The sequence below is a fragment of the Mycobacterium sp. OTB74 genome (assembly GCF_029892685.1).
Classification (GTDB): domain Bacteria; phylum Actinomycetota; class Actinomycetes; order Mycobacteriales; family Mycobacteriaceae; genus Mycobacterium.
The window spans coordinates 1-18,419 of the sequence record NZ_JARXVD010000025.1 but is presented as its reverse complement, the minus strand read 5'-3'; the positions used below and the strand labels follow the sequence as shown (position 1 = coordinate 18,419).

19 protein-coding genes and 3 pseudogenes are annotated in these 18,419 nt (G+C 64.7%); 9 read left to right on the top strand and 13 right to left on the bottom strand.

The annotated features are described in order from the left end of the window. Positions 1-1,191 (top strand): aminodeoxychorismate synthase component I, encoded by a 1,191-nt coding sequence (locus tag M2432_RS24885; protein WP_280829515.1) that lies wholly within the window; start codon positions 1-3, stop codon positions 1,189-1,191. 137 nt (positions 1,192-1,328) lie between these two features. Here M2432_RS24885 and rsmI read toward each other — a convergent pair whose 3' ends face one another. Beyond that, the gene (gene rsmI / locus M2432_RS24880; RefSeq protein ID WP_280829514.1) at positions 1,329-2,207 is read right to left on the bottom strand and encodes a 16S rRNA (cytidine(1402)-2'-O)-methyltransferase; all 879 of its coding nucleotides are present in this window, start codon (positions 2,205-2,207) and stop codon (positions 1,329-1,331) included. A gap of 23 nt (positions 2,208-2,230) precedes the next feature. Between rsmI and M2432_RS24875 the strand changes: the two genes are divergently transcribed. Continuing rightward, complete coding sequence (locus M2432_RS24875) at positions 2,231-3,769, top strand: phospholipid carrier-dependent glycosyltransferase (protein WP_280829513.1); 1,539 nt, start codon at positions 2,231-2,233, stop codon at positions 3,767-3,769. A 109-nt stretch (positions 3,770-3,878) separates the two neighbouring features. Then, entirely contained in the window at positions 3,879-4,496 is a 618-nt protein-coding gene (locus M2432_RS24870) for an alpha-ketoglutarate-dependent dioxygenase AlkB (protein ID WP_280829512.1), read from the top strand. Between the two features lie 14 nt (positions 4,497-4,510). On the opposite strand, the gene M2432_RS24865 is transcribed toward M2432_RS24870, so the two are convergent. The 6 genes from M2432_RS24865 to galT form a co-directional block, all read right to left on the bottom strand. Further along, positions 4,511-5,167: a DUF5642 family protein gene (locus tag M2432_RS24865; RefSeq protein ID WP_280829511.1), complete on the bottom strand. Its 657-nt coding sequence runs from the start codon at positions 5,165-5,167 to the stop codon at positions 4,511-4,513. A gap of 28 nt (positions 5,168-5,195) precedes the next feature. Continuing rightward, positions 5,196-5,795, bottom strand: a complete 600-nt coding sequence (locus M2432_RS24860) for a DUF5642 family protein (protein WP_280829510.1) — start codon at positions 5,793-5,795, stop codon at positions 5,196-5,198. 101 nt (positions 5,796-5,896) lie between these two features. Beyond that, positions 5,897-6,742, bottom strand: coding sequence for a shikimate 5-dehydrogenase (locus M2432_RS24855; protein ID WP_280829509.1), 846 nt, complete (start codon positions 6,740-6,742; stop codon positions 5,897-5,899). Further along, positions 6,742-7,758, bottom strand: coding sequence for a GNAT family N-acetyltransferase (locus M2432_RS24850; RefSeq protein ID WP_280829508.1), 1,017 nt, complete (start codon positions 7,756-7,758; stop codon positions 6,742-6,744). Before M2432_RS24850 ends, M2432_RS24855 begins: the two co-directional genes overlap by 1 nt. 50 nt (positions 7,759-7,808) lie before the next feature. After that, the gene (locus tag M2432_RS24845) at positions 7,809-8,888 is read right to left on the bottom strand and encodes a galactokinase (RefSeq protein ID WP_280829507.1); all 1,080 of its coding nucleotides are present in this window, start codon (positions 8,886-8,888) and stop codon (positions 7,809-7,811) included. Beyond that, positions 8,885-9,982: a galactose-1-phosphate uridylyltransferase gene (gene galT / locus M2432_RS24840; protein WP_280829564.1), complete on the bottom strand. Its 1,098-nt coding sequence runs from the start codon at positions 9,980-9,982 to the stop codon at positions 8,885-8,887. The genes M2432_RS24845 and galT overlap by 4 nt, the downstream gene beginning before the upstream one ends. Before the next feature lie 93 nt (positions 9,983-10,075). Here galT and M2432_RS24835 point away from each other — a divergent pair, with 93 nt between their 5' ends. Both M2432_RS24835 and M2432_RS24830 read left to right on the top strand, forming a co-directional pair. Further along, positions 10,076-11,794, top strand: coding sequence for a sodium:solute symporter family protein (locus tag M2432_RS24835; RefSeq protein ID WP_280829506.1), 1,719 nt, complete (start codon positions 10,076-10,078; stop codon positions 11,792-11,794). A 6-nt stretch (positions 11,795-11,800) separates the two neighbouring features. Beyond that, positions 11,801-12,097, top strand: a complete 297-nt coding sequence (locus M2432_RS24830; protein WP_280829505.1) for a hypothetical protein — start codon at positions 11,801-11,803, stop codon at positions 12,095-12,097. On the opposite strand, the gene M2432_RS24825 is transcribed toward M2432_RS24830, so the two are convergent. Continuing rightward, positions 12,078-13,463, bottom strand: coding sequence for a glycoside hydrolase family 27 protein (locus M2432_RS24825; protein WP_280829504.1), 1,386 nt, complete (start codon positions 13,461-13,463; stop codon positions 12,078-12,080). The genes M2432_RS24830 and M2432_RS24825 overlap by 20 nt on opposite strands. Positions 13,464-13,688: 225 nt before the next feature. On the opposite strand from M2432_RS24825, the gene M2432_RS24820 reads away from it, so the two are divergent. After that, positions 13,689-13,994, top strand: coding sequence for a WhiB family transcriptional regulator (locus tag M2432_RS24820; protein WP_280829503.1), 306 nt, complete (start codon positions 13,689-13,691; stop codon positions 13,992-13,994). A 6-nt stretch (positions 13,995-14,000) separates the two neighbouring features. On the opposite strand, the gene M2432_RS24815 is transcribed toward M2432_RS24820, so the two are convergent. Genes M2432_RS24815 through M2432_RS24800 form a run of 4 tightly spaced genes read right to left on the bottom strand, consistent with a single transcriptional unit; the run spans position 14,001 to position 16,317 of the window. Next, entirely contained in the window at positions 14,001-14,288 is a 288-nt protein-coding gene (locus tag M2432_RS24815; RefSeq protein ID WP_280829502.1) for a cytochrome C oxidase subunit IV family protein, read from the bottom strand. Between the two features lie 3 nt (positions 14,289-14,291). Continuing rightward, on the bottom strand, positions 14,292-14,852 hold the full coding sequence (locus M2432_RS24810; RefSeq protein WP_280829501.1) for a cytochrome c oxidase subunit 3: 561 nt from the start codon (positions 14,850-14,852) through the stop codon (positions 14,292-14,294). Further along, on the bottom strand, positions 14,849-15,601 hold the full coding sequence (locus M2432_RS24805) for a hypothetical protein (protein ID WP_280829563.1): 753 nt from the start codon (positions 15,599-15,601) through the stop codon (positions 14,849-14,851). Before M2432_RS24805 ends, M2432_RS24810 begins: the two co-directional genes overlap by 4 nt. Positions 15,602-15,612: 11 nt before the next feature. Beyond that, positions 15,613-16,317, bottom strand: a complete 705-nt coding sequence (locus M2432_RS24800) for a hypothetical protein (protein ID WP_280829562.1) — start codon at positions 16,315-16,317, stop codon at positions 15,613-15,615. Positions 16,318-16,434: 117 nt separating this feature from the next. Here M2432_RS24800 and M2432_RS24795 point away from each other — a divergent pair, with 117 nt between their 5' ends. The 3 genes and pseudogenes from M2432_RS24795 to M2432_RS24785 form a co-directional block, all read left to right on the top strand. After that, a complete protein-coding gene (locus M2432_RS24795) occupies positions 16,435-17,010 on the top strand; it encodes a TetR family transcriptional regulator (RefSeq protein ID WP_280829500.1) in 576 nt (191 codons plus the stop codon). A 126-nt stretch (positions 17,011-17,136) separates the two neighbouring features. Beyond that, positions 17,137-18,030 (top strand): annotated as a pseudogene (locus tag M2432_RS24790) (lysophospholipid acyltransferase family protein); the annotation flags it as partial. Positions 18,031-18,042: 12 nt separating this feature from the next. Then, a pseudogene (locus M2432_RS24785) lies at positions 18,043-18,164 on the top strand (low molecular weight phosphatase family protein); the annotation flags it as partial. A 44-nt stretch (positions 18,165-18,208) separates the two neighbouring features. On the opposite strand, the pseudogene M2432_RS24780 reads toward M2432_RS24785, so the two are convergent. Further along, positions 18,209-18,419, bottom strand: a pseudogene (locus tag M2432_RS24780) (acyl-CoA synthetase); the annotation flags it as partial.

The following is an 18,419-nucleotide window of genomic DNA, read 5'->3' as shown; positions in this document are numbered from 1 at the left end:
GTGCGAGTCGAGCGGTTGGCAGACCTGGGCAGTTCTCCCGGGGTCGTGAAGGCTGTCGCCGACGCCGCCGCCCGCCGCGGGTTACCACCGCCGGCCGCGTTGCTGGGCGACTGGTTCGGCTCGCGTGCGGTGATCGCCCCGAGCGTGTTGATCGAACCGGTGGCTGCGGCCGAGGTCTTCGACGCCGCACCGGGATTCGGTGAGCATGTCGGCGGCGGGTGGTTCGGCTACCTGTCCTACCCGGACGGCGCCGGCCGGATTCCGGGCGCCGCCGGCGGCTGGTCGGACTGTGTGTTGCGCCAAGACGCGGAGGGGCACTGGTGGTACGAAAGCCTCTCCGGCGCAACACTTCCCGAATGGCTTACCGACATCAAGCCGTCCACGCCCGGGCCGTACACGGTCGACTGGCGGGCACCCGATCGCGACAGTCACCGCGCCGGCGTGCTGTCCTGTCTGGACGCGATCGCAGCCGGCGAGGTCTACCAGGCCTGCGTGTGCACGAGGTTCACCGGCCGGATATCCGGTGCGCCCGTTGACTTTTTCGTCGACGCGGCGGCTCGCACCGCACCGGCTCGCGCCGCTTACGTCGCCGGCGATTGGGGGGCGGTGGCGTCCCTGTCGCCGGAACTGTTCCTCAGCCGGCGTGGCGAGACGGTCGCTTCCAGTCCGATCAAAGGCACTCTGCCCCTTGATCATTTGCCGTCAGAACTGGCGTCGTCGGTCAAGGATGTTGCGGAGAACATCATGATCGTCGACCTGGTGCGCAACGATCTGAGCCGGGTGGCGACCACCGGGTCGGTCCGCGTTCCCGAACTGCTGGCCATCAAACCCGCCCCGGGGGTCTGGCATTTGGTCTCGACGGTCACCGCACAGGTCCCGTCCGTGACCCCGATGGCGGTGGTGCTGGACGCCACCTTCCCTCCAGCTTCGGTCACCGGCACCCCGAAACTGCGTGCCCGCCAACTGCTTACCACATGGGAACCACATTCCCGCGGAATCTATTGCGGCACAGTTGGTTTGGCCTCACCTCTCGCCGGAACCGAACTGAACGTCGCGATCCGCACCGTTGAGTTCGACGCTGGCGGCGCTGCGGTTCTGGGGGTTGGCGGCGGCATCACCGCCGACTCCGACCCGGACCGCGAGTGGGAGGAATGCCTGCACAAGGCCGCCACGATCGTCGGACTTGGTTGAGGTCTGTTCGCTTAGGCTGCAGCCCTCGGCGTGCCAGCTCTGTTGTGGCACTTGCGATTTGACCTGGTCAACTTGGGTTGACCAGGTCAAAGAGGTTGACGGCTCGGGACTAGATGTGCTTCCCGTGAGTGCCGACGTCAGCCCCGAGCGCGCACGACTGCGTCGTACAGCTCGCGCCTCGACGGCGCACCCGGGTTGGCACCGATCACCTCAGCGCAGGCGTCCTTGACCCGCGCCCCGTCATCGACCAACTCCAGCACCTGCTCCACCAGAGTCTCCAGATCCGCGACCGGGGTCGCGCCGGCCAGCACTACCGTGATCTCGCCCAGCACCCCGTCGGCGGCCCACTCCGCCAGCTCCCCGAGTGTCCCCCGCCGAATCTCTTCGTGGGTCTTGGTCAGCTCGCGGCACACCACCGCTCGCCGCTGCGGGCCCAGTGCCGTGACCGCGTCGTCGAGACACTCGGCGAGCCGACGCGGCGACTCGAAGAACACGCACGTGCGCCGCTCGGCAGCCAACCCGGCGAGCCAGGCCAACCGGCCCTTGCGCGGCGCGAACCCCTCGAAGCAGAACCGGTCCGAGGCCAACCCGGACACCGCCAGCGCCGTCGTCACCGCCGACGGACCGGGCAGGCACGACACCGGCAGGCCCGCCTCGGCGCACGCCGCCACCAACCGGTACCCCGGATCACTGATCAGCGGCATGCCCGCATCGCTGACCACCAGCACCGTCTCCCCCGCCTTGACCGCATCCAGCAGCAACGGCACCCGCGAAGCCTCGTTCTGATCGAAGAAACTGACCACCCGGCCGGCCGGTCGCACGTTCAAGGACTGGGCCAACGAACGCACCCGCCGGGTGTCCTCGGCGGCCACCACATCCGCAGTAGCCAACGCCTCGATCAGCCGCGCGGAGGCGTCGCCGGGCTGGCCCAGCGGGGTCGCCGCGAGTAGCAGTCGGCCGACGTCCGCGGGCGGACCAAAAACTGGTGTCGCAGGCGGACCAGACAGTGCTGTCACGCCCACAGCCTACGATCGCTTGCGTGACCGCCCCCGCCCTCGACGCGCCCGACGCGCAGCCTGCGGCCCCGGTGATCAGTCCGGCGCCGCTGACCCCGGTCCCGGATTTCGGTCCCACCGACAGGCTGAACGGCTGGACCATGACCGCGGTGATCACGGCGCTGGCCACCGTCACCCGGTTCCTGAACCTGGGTTCGCCCACCGACGGCGGCACCCCGATCTTCGACGAGAAGCACTACGCACCGCAGGCCTGGCAGGTCCTGCACAACCACGGCGTCGAGGACAATCCTGGCTACGGGCTGGTGGTGCACCCTCCGCTGGCCAAGCAGTTGATGGCCATCGGTGAGTGGCTGTTCGGCTACAACGGCGTCGGCTGGCGGTTCTCCGGCGCGGTATGCGGGGTCATCCTGGTGCTGCTGGTGGCTCGGATTGTCCGGCGCATCACTCGCTCGACGCTGCTCGGCGGCATCGCCGGGCTGTTGATCATCGCCGACGGGGTCAGTTTCGTCTCGGCCCGCACCGCGCTGTTGGACGGGTATCAAACCGTATTCGTGGTTGCGGCGTTCGGCGCGCTGATGGTCGACCGCGACCAGGTACGGGCCCGAATGCACGTCGCGATGACCGAGAGCCGGATCGCCGACACCTTATGGGGTCCGCGCCTGGGCGTGCGGTGGTGGCGTTTCGGTGCCGGGGTGCTGCTGGGGTTGGCATTAGCGGTCAAGTGGTCCGGTCTGTACTACATGGTGTTCTTCGGCTTGATGACGGTTGCGTTCGACGTCGCCGCGCGCCGTGCGTACCGAGTGCCGCGGCCTTGGCTTGGTACGTTGCGTCGGGACGTGCTGCCGGGCATGTGGGCGCTGGCGGTCGTTCCGTTCGGGGTATACCTGGCGGCGTATGCGCCGTGGTTCGCCTCCGAGACCGCCATCGACCGACACATGGAAGGCCGGACCATCGGCGACGGGCGGTTCGCAACGCTGCGCTCGCTCTGGTACTACACGCACGACGTCTACCGGTTCCATGCCGGGCTGACCAACGCCGCGGGCAATCACCACCCGTGGGAATCGAAGCCATGGACCTGGCCGATGTCGCTGCGCCCGGTGCTGTACGCCATCGACAACAACAATGTGCCGGGCTGTGGCGCGGCGTCCTGCGTCAAGGCGGTCATGCTGGCCGGGACCCCGGCGATGTGGTTCATCGCGGTGCCCGTACTGGCCTGGACGGTGTGGCGCAGCTTCGTCAAACGCGACTGGCGCTACGCGGCGGTGCTGTGCGGTTACGCCGCGGGGTATCTGCCGTGGTTCGCAGACATCGACCGGCAGATGTACTTCTTCTATGCGACGCCGATGGCACCGTTCCTGGTGATGATGGTCGCGCTGATCCTCGGCGATATCCTCTATACGCCATCGCCTAACCCGGAGCGCCGGACGCTGGGACTGATGGTGGTGTGTTTCTACGTGGCCCTGGTGATCACGAACTTCGCCTGGATGTATCCGATCCTGACCGGTCTGCCGATTTCGTCGTCGTTCTGGAACCTGGAGATCATCCTGCCGTCCTGGCGGTAGTCGTTCGCGCGCTCGAGGTGCCGAGATCGACGAAAAGGCCGGAATACCTTTGCAGCCGAAACGGACGTTTGGGCGAGAGCATCGAACGCCTGTGCGATACGATTCCGATGTGTCCTTGGCGGTTCAGGGTTCCCTGTTCGACCACGCCGAGCGGCGGTGGCTGGGCGACGGCGCCTGGATCGACGTCCGCGCCGGCTGGCTGGTCGACGCCGACAACCTCTACGACGAGTTGCTGACCGCCATTCCGTGGCGGGCCGAGCAACGCCAAATGTACGACCGGGTGCTCGACGTCCCCCGTCTGGTCAGCTTCCACGATCTGGCCAAGGACCGCGCCCCTCATCCCGGCCTCGCACGACTTCGCGTGCGGCTCAACGACACTTACGCCGGGGAGCTGGGTGAGCCGTTCACCACCGCCGGCCTGTGCCTGTACCGCGACGGCGCCGACAGCGTGGCCTGGCACGGTGACACCATCGGCCGCAGCAACACCGAGGACACCATGGTGGCGGTGCTAAGCCTCGGGGCGACAAGGGTTTTCGCCTTACGACCGCGCGCCGCCGACGGCGGAGGTGGGTCACGGCGGGCCAGCCTGCGGCTGCCACAGGTACACGGCGACCTGCTGGTCATGGGCGGGTCGTGCCAACGCACCTGGGAGCACGCCGTCCCCAAGACCTCACGGCCCACCGGACCACGGATCAGCATCCAGTTCCGGCCACGCGACGTACGCTGACGCCGGCCGGGTGACTATTTGCCGCGTACCGCAGCGACCGCTTTGGTGAGGAGCTCCGTCGCCTTCTGCGTATTGACCGGCACCACAGGCTGATTGGGCTCCGTCAGCGGGTTGGCCGTGATGATCACCAGGAAGTTGCCGAAGTTGGCGACGTAGTTGTACAGCTGGCCGGCACTGGGCTTACCTTGCACCATCGCCTCGACCACGCGATGTGTGCCGAGCGTGGTCGCGCCGTCGATGTCGGGCGCGGGCACCTTCTCGACCAGGCCGCGCAGTCCCGGCCCGGCGAAGGCGATCTTCCTGCAGTTCTGGCCGGGGTCTGCGGGGGTGATGTGATCGGATGTCTCGACCGCCATCACGATGAAACGGTTGCCCTGCCCCTCGGCAGTCACGGCCGCCACATTGCCTTGAACGCCAGGCTCGACGATCAATCCGGTGGCGAACTTCGAGCAGGCGGGCGGCTCGTACCGCAAGCCGGGCGGCAAAGCCTGGCGGGCGAACAACCGCGGATCGATCCCGGCGGGTGCCACCGTTTTGACCTTGTACTCAGGCCCGAATTCGGACTTCAGATCCAGGACCTTCGAAATATCACCGGTGGTGGGCGCGGGCTTCGAGGACGAACATGCGGCCACCAGCCCAACGCAGGCCACCACGAGCACCGTTTTAAGCATCTCCGTCAATGTACCGGTCGTCGCCCGATCAGCTCCGCACTGCCCGCACCGCCGCGGCCAGCAACGTCGTGGCGAATTCTGGCGGGAGCGCAGGCCCACTTACTCCCGGATCGGTCACCACTGTCACCGACACCGCCAGAATGTCCAGGTAGGCCACGAGTGTCACTGCCTGCGATTGGGTTTTCGCGCCGTTCTCGACCCTGCTGCTAACCCCGACAGCCAGCGCCAACGTTTGCGCGTCTGGTATCAGTGGTGGTTTCGCGTGAGAGATCGCGGCAACCGACTGATCGGCCGTCAGAATCCACTGGGGGCAGGCGTCCAGCATGGCAGCCGACGGAGCGACCGCCGGCCCAGCGGTGGCGTAGACGATGCCACCGGGTCCCGACGCCGACCAGCCACGGATTTCATCGTCGTCCGGCGTCGGTAGCACACCGCATCGCGCGGGGTCTGACGTCCAATGGGGTGGCAGACCCCAGAATGTCGTCGGCACCGCAGGCTTGGGTAGCGGCGCAATCTCGTACCCCTTGGGCAGCTGGGTCCTGATCTTGTCGATGCCCGCCGAATTGGCGACGACAACCCGTGATTGGGTGCTGGGATGCGGCGGCGGGGCTGACTCCCCGCACGCCACACTGGTCAGAAGAATTATTTGAGTACCGAAAACGGCTGTGAGCGCCCTTTTCAGTGCCCAAATCCTCTGGGGCCAGATCTTGTGCACACAAATCACAGCGATCATGCGCGGGAAAACGCGGATGCGGCGGCCACTTGTTCGGTGGTCGGGCGTACCCCGGTGTACCGCTCGAACTGTTCAGCGGCCTGTAGGGCGATGACCTGTGCCCCGGTGATCACGCCCACACCTGCGGCCCGCGCCGCCAACACCAACGGCGTCTCCGACGGCAGCGCCACGACGTCAAACACGGTGTGCGCCTTGGCAATTATCTCGGGTTCGAAAGCCAGGTCGGCGGCCTCTGCCCCACCGGCCATGCCGATCGGGGTCACGTTGACGACGATGTCGGCCGCCTCGGCCGCCGGGGCGTAGCGGTACCCCAGCCGGTCGGCCAGCCGGGTTCCGGTCTCGGCGTTGCGTGCCACGATGGTGGCGGCGGCAAATCCCTTGTCCCGGAACGCTGCAGCGACGGCGCTGGCCATTCCGCCGCTGCCGCGGATGGTCAGCGAGGCCGCAGGATCCAGTCCGTGCTCATCGATCAGCCGGGCGACAGCCAGGTAGTCGGTGTTGCATGCGGTGAGATGGCCACCCGGCACATCCAGGTCGTTGACGATGGTGTTGACCGAATTGATAACCCGCGCAGACTCTTCCATCACATCGACCAACGCGATCACGTCCTTCTTGAACGGCATGGATACCGAGCAACCACGGATGCCCAGTGCCCGCACCCCGCCGATCGCGGCTCCGATATCGGTTGTGGTGAAGGCCTTGTAGACGAAGTCCAGACCGAACTCGTCATACAGATAGTTGTGGAACCGGGTGCCGATGTTGCTCGGTCGGGCCGCCAGCGATATGCAGAGCGTGGTGTCCTTGTTCAGTGCTGGCCGCCGCGTGTAGAGCGACTCACCCATTACCCAACCACCTTGATGACATACCTTGCCAGCGAATAGATTTCGCGATACTGGTGCTGTGACAGCGAAAGTTCGCGTGGGGCCGGTACCTCGAACTCGGTGACGATCACATTCCGATCATCACGAGTCCAGGTGGCACCGTAGTGCTCCAGAATCTTGCGCATCGGAAGGTTGTCGCTCAACACCCGGGCGGTGAACCTTTGAACCCCTGCGCTGCGTGCAGCCGCCACGAGCGCGTCCATGAGGAAGGTCCCGATGCCCCGCCCCTGATAATCGTCGCCGACCGTGAACGCGATCTCGGCAATATTCGAATTATGGCCTAATCGAACGAATCTCGCGTCTGCCACCACTGGGCCGTCAGTCACGGGCACAGCATTGCCGCCCGCAGTCATCACCCAGACGAAGTGGTCCACGTAGTCGACCTCGGACAGATAGGCCATCAACGCGGGACTGGGGGTGTTGGCCGTCTGGAATCTGCGGTAGAGGGTGTCTCTCGAGAAACCGACGGGACCGTGCAGCACCCGCTCGTTGTCACCGGGTAACACTGGGCGCAGGAACATCTCGGCACCGTCGCGCAAGCGCACCGGCAGCGGGACGATGTACTCGACCAACCGCTGACGCGCTATGCGAACCAGCCGCTCGGCCATCCGCTCGACATCGAGAACGGCCGTCAAAGCCTCACGTCCACCGACCCATCCGGCCAGAGGTTCGGTGACCGTCACAGTGGCGTTGCGGGTGGCGCCGCGCAGCAGGGCGATCTCACCGATGATCACACCGCGACCGACCTGGTGGACATGCTGCTCGTCGTCGGCATCGGTGTGTGTCACTCGGACACAGCCCCGGCGGATCACCATGAAGGTCGACGCGGGTTCGCCCTGCGTCATCAGCACCTCGCCGGGAGCCGCCGTCACGGGGTGCAACTGTGCCGCAATCCGGTCGAGTTCATCAGATTCGCAACCGGAGAAGAACTCCAGCGACCTTAGCTCGTCCGCACTCACCGCGGTGGATTCCGGCACGCCCTGAGGTTACCGGCGGATGCCGTGCCGTGGGGTGCGGTTCGACGGCGTCAGTTGCTTCCGGCACCCGCCGCGGCACCACTACGAGTGATCACCGGCTCGATGAATCCACCATTGCGCATCGCATCACGCACCCCGACCACAACCGCACCCAGGCGGTCCTCGGGCACCAGCGCAATGACGCAGCCGCCGAAACCGCCGCCGGTCATCCGGGCGCCCAGAGCACCGGCGCGGATAGCGGTGTCGGCGATCAGGTCGATGTGCTCTGTAGTGATCTGAAAGTCATCGCGCATCGACTGCTGCGACGCATTGAACAGCCGCCCTGCTTCGCCATAATCGTCGGCTTCAACAGCCCGGGCGAAGTCCAGCACCCGCTGGTTCTCGGTCAGTACGTGACGGGCGCGTCGCACGTCGGTCGGATCGCTTACCCCCGCCAGAGCCGCGACGTCGTGCACTTCACGCAGCGAGGTGACCCCCAACTCAGCAGCGGCTCGTTCGCATGATGACCGCCGGGCGGCATAGTCACCGCCGGTATTGCGGTGCCTGGACTGCGAATTAATCAGCAACAGCACCACACCCGAGGCGTCGGGGTCGAAATCCACTGGGCGCACCGAGGTGTCGAGAAAGTCGATCAGCACCGCCTTGCCCGGCTCGCCGTACAGTGACGCCAGTTGATCGAGCAAACCCGTTGGTGCTCCGACATATTCGTTCTCGGCACGCTGGGCGATGCGGGCTTGTTCGGTGCGGCCGATCTGCAGGTTCCCGGCCTGGTCCAGCGCCCCCAGCACGGCGCATTCGAGGGCCGCGCTCGATGACAGACCCGAGCCGACAGGCACGTCGCTGGTTATCGTCATCTCACCACCGGGCACCTTGTAACCGGCCTGCCGCAACGCCCAGATGACCCCGGCGACATAGCCGGCCCAGCCCGGGACGTCACCGGGTTTGGTACCCAAGGCAATTCGCACCGGTTCGTCTCCGATCTCGCTGCAGGCGGTCACCGCTGCCGAATCATCGGGAGCGAACGTGACGACGGTTCGCTGCGGCAGCGCAATCGGCATCGCGTAGCCCAGGTTGTAGTCGGTGTGTTCGCCGATCAGGTTGACGCGACCGGGAGCCGAGTAGCTGATCACGCGCCGACCTCCCGCAACCGCTGAGCAATATCTTCGGGTAGCACATCGCCGATGAACGCATCCATGGCCGACTCCGAGGCCGCCAGATACTTGAGCTTGGTGGCGCTGCGCCGCACAGACATCAGCTCGATGTGGAAATAGCCCTCTGCCTGGGGGCCGCGGCCGTGGTACTGGTGCAGCGCCGAGATATACGGCAGTTCAACGTCATACAGCCGATCGAACCGCTGTAACACGTCCAGGTACACCGAGGTCAACGCATCGGACTCGGCATCGTCTAAGGCAATAATGTTGGGCACCAGACGATTTGGATAGAAGTGCACCTCCACCGGCCATCGGGCCGCAAACGGAACGAAGGCGGTGAAATGCTCATTGGCTGCGACGATCCGGCCGCCGTCAGCGCGTTCAGCGGCCAACAGGTCAGCGAACAGGTTGGTCCCGTGGGCGCTGCGGTGCTCACGAGCCTGCGCGAGCATGGTCGCGGTGCGCGGGGTCAGGTACGGGTAACCATAGATCTGGCCGTGCGGGTGAGTCAGCGTGACGCCGATGTCCTCGCCGCGATTCTCGAAACAGAACACCTGCTCGATGCCGGGCCGTTCAATCAGATCGGCCGTCCGGTGGCGCCACGCTCCGACCACCAGCCGGGCGTGGGTGTGCGACAGCCGCGCGAACGATCCGGTGTGATCGCTGGAGAAGCACACCACCTCGCACCGGCCGTGCCCCGGTGCGGACACGAATTGTCCACCGGTGTCCGGCAGTTCGGTAACCGCTCCCAGCGACAGGCTTGGGAACCTGTTCTCGAACACCACGACGTCGTAATCCGCCGCCGGTATCTCGCTGGTACTCCCGGACGGGCCCGGACACAGCGGGCATTGATCTGGGGGCGGCTTGTAGGTGCGGTCCTGGCGCAGCGCGGCGATGATCACCCACTGCCCCGTGGTCTGGTCGAACCGCAACTGCGACTGGTCACCAGAGCGCGGTGGCAGCAGACGACGATCCGGCACCGGCTCCGGGTGGTGTCCGGGCAACGCAAAGAACCAGATGTCCCGCTCGTCGGCTAACTGACCGTGGATCGGCGCCGTCACGATTTCGAACAGTAGCCGGAATTCCCGGACTGTCCCACCGACTCCGCTGTTACGGTCGGATCACCCTCTGCGAGGACGTGCCGATGAGGAGGCTCGAGGTACCCAATGACGACCACCACCCTGGCCGCGATGAGTGCCGGCGGGCTACGCCTGAATGTCGGTGCGCTCGATTACGCCCTAGTCGCCATCTATTTCGTCTTCGTGCTCGGCATCGGGTATGTAGCCCGGCGCCAAATCTCCTCGAGCCTGGACTTTTTCCTGTCCGGCCGCCGGTTGCCGGCTTGGGTCACCGGAATCGCCTTCGTGTCAGCCAATCTCGGCGCCGTCGAGATCATGGGCATGTCGGCCAACGGCGCCCAGATCGGCCTGGCCACCATGCACTACTACTGGATCGGCGCCGTCCCGGCGATGCTGTTCCTGGGCGTGGTGATGATGCCGTTCTACTATGGCTCGAAAGTCCGCAGCGTGCCCGAGTTCATGCGGCGCCGCTTCGGACCCGGCGCACATCTGGTGAATGCCATCAGCTTTGCGGTGGCGCAGGTGCTGATCGCTGGAGTCAACCTCTTCCTACTGGCCACCGTGATCAATGCCCTGCTTGGTTGGTCGTACTGGGTCTCGCTGTTGGTCGCAGCCGCAATCGTGTTGACGTACACCGCACTCGGTGGACTGTCCGCGGCCATCTACAACGAGGTGCTGCAGTTCTTCGTCATCCTGGCCGCGCTGGTGCCGCTGACAGTCTTCGCACTGATCAAGGTCGGCGGCTGGAATGGCTTGAAAGAGAAGGTGATCGACACCGTCAGGGCCGACGGCACGGTGACCGCAACGGTCCACCAACAGTTGAACACGTGGCCCGGACAGGCTCTGAGCGGCTTTTCCAGCCCGGTGTGGTCGGTTATCGGTATCGTCTTCGGGCTCGGGTTCGTGCTGTCGTTCGGCTACTGGACAACCAATTTCGTCGAGGTACAGCGGGCAATGGCGTCCAGCTCCATGTCCGCCGCGCGGCGCTCTCCGATCATCGGGGCATTCCCGAAGATGCTGATCCCGTTCGTTGTGGTGATTCCGGGCATGATCAGCGCGGCCGTCATCGGCGACATGATCCACCTGAAATCCACCGGTAGCGGCCAGGTCACCTATAACGACGCAATCCTGCTGCTGGTCCGGGACGTTCTGCCGAACGGCCTGCTGGGGGTGGCGGTCACCGGGTTGATCGCCTCGTTCATGGCCGGCATGGCGGCCAACATCTCGGCGTTCAACACCGTGTTCAGCTACGACATTTGGCAGCAGTACGTGGTGCGCGACAAGCCCGACGGCTACTACATCAAGGTGGGTCGCTACGCGACGGTCGCGGCCACTGTGCTGGCGGTGTTCACCGCGGTGATCGCATCGGGCTATTCGAACCTGATGGATTACCTGCAGACCTTGTTCGGCTTCTTCAACGCGCCGCTGTTCGCGACGTTCATCCTTGGCATGTTCTGGCGGCGGATGACCTCGACCGCGGGCTGGACCGGCCTGGTTGCCGGAACCCTATCTGCAGTAACGATTTTCGTGCTGTCCAAGGTGGGGGTTATCGACCTTCCCGGCCAAGGCATGCCATTCCTGGCAGCCACCGCGGCATTCATCGTGGACATCGCGGTGAGCGTCGCGGTCAGCCTGGTCACTGCGCCCAAACCGCGTGAGGAGCTGACCGGGCTGGTGTACTCGGAGACGCCCGTATCCATCCTGTCCGGCTCCGACGATGCCGGGCAACCCTGGTATCTACGGCCGGTTCCGCTGGCCGGCGTCATGCTGCTGCTGGCCATCGTGCTCGACATCGTGGTCCGTTAGGAGGTAATGGTGCTCAAGTATCTGTTCGACGTCCGCACCATCATCGGTGCACTGCTCGGCATTTACGGCGTTCTGCTGACGGTGGCCGGGTTCTTTCCGGCGGTGCTGGCTCCGCACGACGAGACGGTGGCCGGCGGAGATCGCCTCGACCTCTACGTGGGTACGGAGGCGAATTGGTGGGTCGGGCTGGTGCTGCTGGCGGTCGCTGCGGTGTTCATCGGGTGGGCGGTGCTACGCCCCGCGGGCCGCGACTCGTCCGATCGACGCCCGTCCGATCGCGACCCTAGTGGCAGCCCGGAGTGACGCGCAGCAAGGTAATCGCATGTGGTGCAACAGTATCGCCGCCGAGCGGACCACTGGTGGTGCTATCGGTGTGTGACCACAGGTCCCGCACGCGGTAGCAGTCCCGCTGCGCCAACCCGACGTCGGTGGCGGTGGCTTTGATTCCGGCTTCCTTGTCACCGGCGTTGTAGAACGCGACGGCAACTGCCCCGTCGGACAGCGACTTCACCAGTACTTGAGATGCGGCCGGCAGCGGATGCACGGGCGCCGCAAGCGAATCCTGGTCAATGGCAATGACATCGCGGTCGGTCAGCAACTCGCGGGTCTGCGGGCTCATGGACCGCACGTCATTGCCCGCGAGCAGTGGAGCCGAGAGCATGGCCCACAGCGACAGGTGGATGCGTTGTTCATCAACAGTGAGATTGGGCTGATTGTCGGTGAGCAGGTGCAGGAGTTGGGCATCAGAAGCCGTCGCGAACTGTCGGACCTCATCGGGCGGCGCCCCCAGGGTCAGCGTATTGCGAATTGACTTGAGGTGCATGGTGACCCACTCGTCCCAGCCGATGCCTGCGACCAGCATGTCGGCGTCCACCGCGTAGCCCGGCTTGCTGCGCACCGACGCCCGCGCGGCAATGCTGAATTCCTCTGGGACGCCCAGGTAGGTGTGCCACCCGAATGGGTCCAGCGGCCCCAATCTCGGCAAGCGGTCCTGCCAGACCGGGACCAGATCTGTTGTGGCGCGGGCCATATCGGCGATACCTGACCAGTCGTAACGGATGCCTGCGGTCACGTCGTCGGAGCTGTTCGGGTTGATGCTGTAGACGATGCGCCGGCCGCTCGCGCGCAGGGCATCGCGCATCGCGCTGAACACCTGAACCTGGTGTTGATGATCGGCCTCGCGCCGGCACCAGTCGTACTTGAGCATGTCGACGCCCCAGGCTGCATAGTTCTTCGCGTCGGCGGTCTCATGGCCGACGGCGGCCAACGCGGGCTGAGCGCTGCAGCCCTCGTCGTATGGGCTGGCGTACAGCCCCAGCAGCATGCCGCGGTCGTGGGCGTACTTGGCCAGATCGGCCATGCCGTCCGGGAAACGTGTTGGGTCAGCCTGTAATTCACCGTCGGCGGTTCGGTGTGGGGCGGCCCAGCCGGCGTCGAGGTTGACGTAGCGGTACCCGGCGTCGCGCATGCCGGAAGCCACCATGGCGTCGATGACCGCCTTGATGTTGACCTCGGTGAGCGCGACGCCCGAGTTCCACGAGTTCCAGCCCATCGGCGGGCTCGCCGGTTGAGCCGTCGCGCTGGGTGGCTGGTTCGGCCGGGTCGAACAACCGGACTGCAGGGCCACCAGACACAACAGAACCGCAACCATGGACCAGAGCCGCGTCATCTGTGTCCTTACCGTCGGGGGCCCGGGCCTATCGACACTAACGGCACCGACTGGGAAGGACCTGCCAGATTTAATGAAATTCATTTTCGACAAGCCGCGATCAGTACGGTAACATCGGCGACACCTTAATGGCAATCATTTTCAATAAAGGACGGGGCCTCTCATGAATGTCGGCATCATCCCGACTACCACCCGGTCGTCGTCCAGGACGCCACCACCGGGCGCATGTTGCTGACCCGCTCGGCCCGGCACCGGCCGCGACCCGGCAGCCATGCGTACGGCAAGGCCACCACCCAAGCGTGGGACTGGCAACTGCGCGCCCGGTGTCGCGGACTGCCGGCCGAAGTCTTCTACCCGACCGACGACGACCGCGGCGCCCGGCGGGTCACCCATGAGGAGAACGCCAAAAAGATCTGCCGCAGCTGCCCGGTACTACTGGAATGCCTGAGTCACGCGATGGAATCCGGCGAGCTCTACGGCATCTGGGGCGCCACAACGCCGAAAGAAAGGGTGGCGTTGCGACAGCGCTGATCACGTCTAGCGCAACGCCACCCCTGCGAAATAGCTGACCAGCAGAGCCACGCCGACGAACAGCACCCAGGCGTCGGTCAGGCGGCACAGCAGCACCGGCGCGTGCCGGACCTCCATGAATTCCCGGAAGATGACCCGCACCTTGATCACCGCGACAAGGATTGCAGCCACGGTCACGGCCGTACTGGCACGCAACCCGCCGCCATGGTCTGCCGCGTGGTCAATCCACAAGTAGGACAAGGTCAGTAAGGTAAGAATCCCCCACACGACCAACAACCGTTTGTTGAACCGCATCGGTCACCTCACCACATAGACGAGTGCGAAAATCAGCACCCACAGGAAGTCCACTGTGTGCCAATAGGTTGCGCCTGTCTCGATCAGTTGTTGTGACCGACGCGCCGGACTGCGCAACTGATAGAGCACCACTGCGAGCACCACAAAGCCGATGAGCAGGTGCAGGCAGTGAATTCCGGTGAGGAAGAAGTAGTACATGAAGAGCTCACCGCTGCTGAACCCGTGCCCCCCACCGACGTAGTGCACCCACTCCACCACTTTCGAGCACAGAAACATCAGCCCGAAACCCGCTGTGACCCAAGCATTCACCGTCGCAGTGCGGTAGGACCCGGCCCGCGCAGCCTCAACGCAACGGGCTATCGACCACGAGCTGAGCAGCAGCACAACGGTATTGAGCACGCCGACGTGCATGTCGAGGTAGGCCTGATTGGGCAGGAAGTCGACCGGTCGCTGCGCCCGGTTGAACAGGTAAACACCGAAATACCCGGTGAAGACCATTGTCTCAAACAGCACGAAGGCCCACATGTCGGGCTGACCCGGGACAAACCTCGCCGCAGGTTTCATCGGGCCACCGCCGGTAGCGGTCCGGTGCCGAAGTCCTCACGCAGGATGACCTGCCGCAGCAGCATGATGAACGCGCCAGTGTAGATACCGAACACCACCATGTTGATCCACCAGGCGATCAGGCCGTTCCAGGCGAACACTCCGCGGTGGAAGATCCAGGCCGGCGACACGACCACCTCGGTCAACGCGTTGCACAGGTTCAGATAGCCAAACCATTTGGGTAACACATTGTTTCGGTCGATCAGAATGGCCGTCAGCCAGACCAGCGAACCGGCCAGGAACACGCCCATGGTGCCGACGAACGACAAGAAGGCGAAATCATAGAGCCAGCTGATCAATTCGGGACTGCGATCAGGCCGGTAAGCACCAACGGTCAACACGATGCACAGCAGCAGCATGCCGGGTATTGCACTGAGCGAGTACAGGATGATGTAGGAGTAGGCGAATACCGGGCTGATCGACATGCGCCGCATCGAGTAGGCGATCAGTGCGTTGATCGGCGCCGTCATGCCCAACACCAGGAAGATTACGGCGAACCCGATGAGCAGGCTGTAGTGGAGATCGTGAAACCACTGCACTCGGCGGAACGTATCCAGCGCCGGGTTGGGCGGTGGCTGGGTACGGGTGACGATGAAGAAGATGACTCCGAAGAACTGGTAGAAGACGACCATGGCCCACCAGGCCAACCAGAGCTCGCGTTTCGGGTTGTGCCGCAGCTGCTGAGCGAGCCCGCCTAGTCCACCGGGCATCGCGGTCGTCGTCACGCCAGAACCTGTTCAGTGACAACCACTTCCCTGCGTTCTCGGTAGATGGCCCGCCCGAGCGCCACGCCCATGACCGCGATCCACAACGCGATGGCGATGTTCTTTCCCCAGAAGGACAAGGCTCCGTCCCAAGCCACCGGGCCGCGAAAAACCAACGCCGCGAATGCCGCTGGGACCATGGCCGCGGCGATGAGCAGGTTGAAGTGACCGACCCAGCGTGGCAATACAGGCCGGGGCTGATCGTCGAAATAGATGGCCATGGCGATCAGCACGCTTTGGGCGATCAGGAACGGCACCTGGGTGGTGAACGTGATCCACGCCAGATCGTTGAACATCTGGGTTAATTCAGGTGCCCGTTCCGGCCGGTAGGCGGCCAGCAGCCAACACACATTGGCGATCAGAAACAGCGTGGGACCGCCTGCAATACAACCCAATACGGCGTAGCTGAAGATCGGGGTGCGATGCGCCATCCGGCGAATCTGCATCACGATCAGGATCAGCACGGGTACGAGCGCAGCACAGAACCAGTTGAACAGGATCATGCTGTACCGGATGCGCGGCAGGTTGTCCGGGTCGCGGTAGAACGCCGCGACCTGGTAGGCCGACATGGTCGGCGACATCGGCGGAGCGAAGCCCGGGAACAGCAGGAACGCCGAAAGCCAGATCAACGCAACGAACGGCAGCGTCCACAACAGGATCAGTTCACCATCAATTCGCCTGTCCACACGTACTCCCTCGCGCTCTAGCTAGCCAATCGGCTAGTCGGGCAGGCTAGCCGATTAGCTAGCCTGCGGTCAACGCTCACTTATGCTCGATTGGTGCGCCCCGACGACGACCTCAAGTACGTGCAGCACAGCGCGCCTCGCCAGCGGGTGCTGGACGCCGCGCTGACGCTGTTCGCCGACCACGGCGTCAGCGGCACCTCGTTACAGATGATCGCCGATTGCGTCGGTGTCACGAAAGCCGCTGTGTACCATCAATTCCGGACCAAAGAAGACATCGTCATCACGGTGACCGAACGAGAGTTGGCCCGCCTCATTCCGGCACTGGAACACGCCGAGGCGCAGGACGACGCCCCACAGGCCCGCGACGAACTGCTGGTCGAGGTGCTGGCAATGGCGGTGCACGACCGGCGTCTGGTGCGGACACTCCAGTTCGATCCGGTCGTCGTGCGGCTGCTGGCCGAGCATCCGGCGTTCCAACGGTTCATGGACCGGCTGTATCGCGTGCTCTTGCACGGGCTAGGCGATGACGTGCGGGTCGAGGCGGCCATGCTGTCCGGCGCCATCAGCACAGCGGTCATGCATCCGTTGGTCGCCGATCTCGATGACGCCACCCTGCTGGCCAAGCTGACCGAGGTCACCCGGCGACTGCTGCGTTTGAGGGAGCAGTAACCCCCGCCCAGAACTCACCCGCACCCCCTCGCCCACTGCGGCGCAGATCTCACCCTAAGTTGCTAGCCAAACTAATCAGTTCGTCGGTACGTTGGTGACAACACCACCAGATCGAATGGGGCAACGATGGGATTCGGACCGCCACAGGGTCGGCCGACCGTCACCGATGACGAGATCGCCGCCGTCATGGACCCGTCCCGTCGTGTGCGGGCACTGCGGAACATGTTGGGCGCCACCGGCAATACTCTCGATCCACTGATCGACTTGTGCCGGCCCTACATCACGGGACTGGACCGACTGCCCCGCGATGGCCGGTTCCTGATGGTGGGCAACCACACCGCATTCGGCTTCGCCGAGATTTTGCTGATCCCCTACTTCGCCCGACGCGAACTCGGCGTGCAGGTTCGCCCGCTTGCCGAGCGCGCTTTGGCACAGGCGAAGGGCCTGGCCGGAGACCTCGTCGCGGCCTACGGTGGTGTGGTCGGCCACCCCGACACCGCACGAGAACTGATGCGGCACAACGAAACCGTGCTTGTCTTTCCCGGCGGCGGCCGAGAGATGCCCAAATTCAAGGGCGAGGAATACAAGCTGCAGTGGCAGGGCCGCGCCGGATTCGCGCGCGTGGCCATCGAGAGCCACTACCCGATCGTGCCGGTCGGCCTGGTCGGCAGTGACGACATCTACCAAGCACTCATCGAGCGCGACAGCACCCTCGGCCGGCTGACCCAATCCATTGGTGAGCGACTCAGCGGCCGCGGCGACATGGCCATGCCGCCAGTGCGCGGACTCGGCCCGACTCTGATCCCCCGGCCCCAGCGTATGTATCTGGAATTCGGCGAGCCGATCAGCACCACTGCGCCCACCGGGACCGAATACAGCGCCTGGGTGAACACCGTCAAGACCACGACGCAGCAGTCGCTGGAACAGATCCTGGCCGATTTGCAGGACATCCGGGCCGGCGATCCATACCGCAACCTGAATCCCTTGACCTGGACCCGCGCGACTCAGCCATCCGAAGCCCTCAGCCGGCCCCTGGCCGAGGTTGGTGTCGACATCACAGCAAACACCCCCCACTCATCGATCCGCAGCACGTTCGTGATGTCGACCTCGTCGTCACACTCGGACGTGAGGCCCGCATCGACCCGGTGTCCGGCATGGGCCACCAATTGGCCGGAAATCACCCAACCAAGGATTCTGGCTAAGGGTCCATGCGGGCGAACTGACCGTTCCGGTACTGCTCGACACACGCCGATCGCCTGACCTTGCCGCTCGTGGTGATCGGGATCGAACCGGGTTGCACCAGAACCAGATCCGCGACACGAAGACCGTGCGAGTTGAAGATCGCCGAGGCAACGTCACTCTTAACAGCGGTGAACTTGTCCGCTACCTCCTTGTCGAACTCGCCCCGC

What these genes read in the sequence shown, in the direction of transcription:
- M2432_RS24865 (WP_280829511.1), bottom strand. Translation starts at nt 5,167, where the DNA reads ATGCTTAAAACGGTGCTCGTGGTGGCCTGCGTTGGGCTGGTGGCCGCA.
- M2432_RS24855 (WP_280829509.1), bottom strand. Translation starts at nt 6,742, where the DNA reads ATGGGTGAGTCGCTCTACACGCGGCGGCCAGCACTGAACAAGGACACC.
- M2432_RS24835 (WP_280829506.1), top strand. Translation starts at nt 10,076, where the DNA reads ATGACGACCACCACCCTGGCCGCGATGAGTGCCGGCGGGCTACGCCTG.
- M2432_RS24830 (WP_280829505.1), top strand. Translation starts at nt 11,801, where the DNA reads ATGGTGCTCAAGTATCTGTTCGACGTCCGCACCATCATCGGTGCACTG.
- M2432_RS24825 (WP_280829504.1), bottom strand. Translation starts at nt 13,463, where the DNA reads ATGACGCGGCTCTGGTCCATGGTTGCGGTTCTGTTGTGTCTGGTGGCC.
- M2432_RS24820 (WP_280829503.1), top strand. Translation starts at nt 13,689, where the DNA reads ATGTTGCTGACCCGCTCGGCCCGGCACCGGCCGCGACCCGGCAGCCAT.
- M2432_RS24815 (WP_280829502.1), bottom strand. Translation starts at nt 14,288, where the DNA reads ATGCGGTTCAACAAACGGTTGTTGGTCGTGTGGGGGATTCTTACCTTA.
- M2432_RS24810 (WP_280829501.1), bottom strand. Translation starts at nt 14,852, where the DNA reads ATGAAACCTGCGGCGAGGTTTGTCCCGGGTCAGCCCGACATGTGGGCC.
- M2432_RS24805 (WP_280829563.1), bottom strand. Translation starts at nt 15,601, where the DNA reads ATGCCCGGTGGACTAGGCGGGCTCGCTCAGCAGCTGCGGCACAACCCG.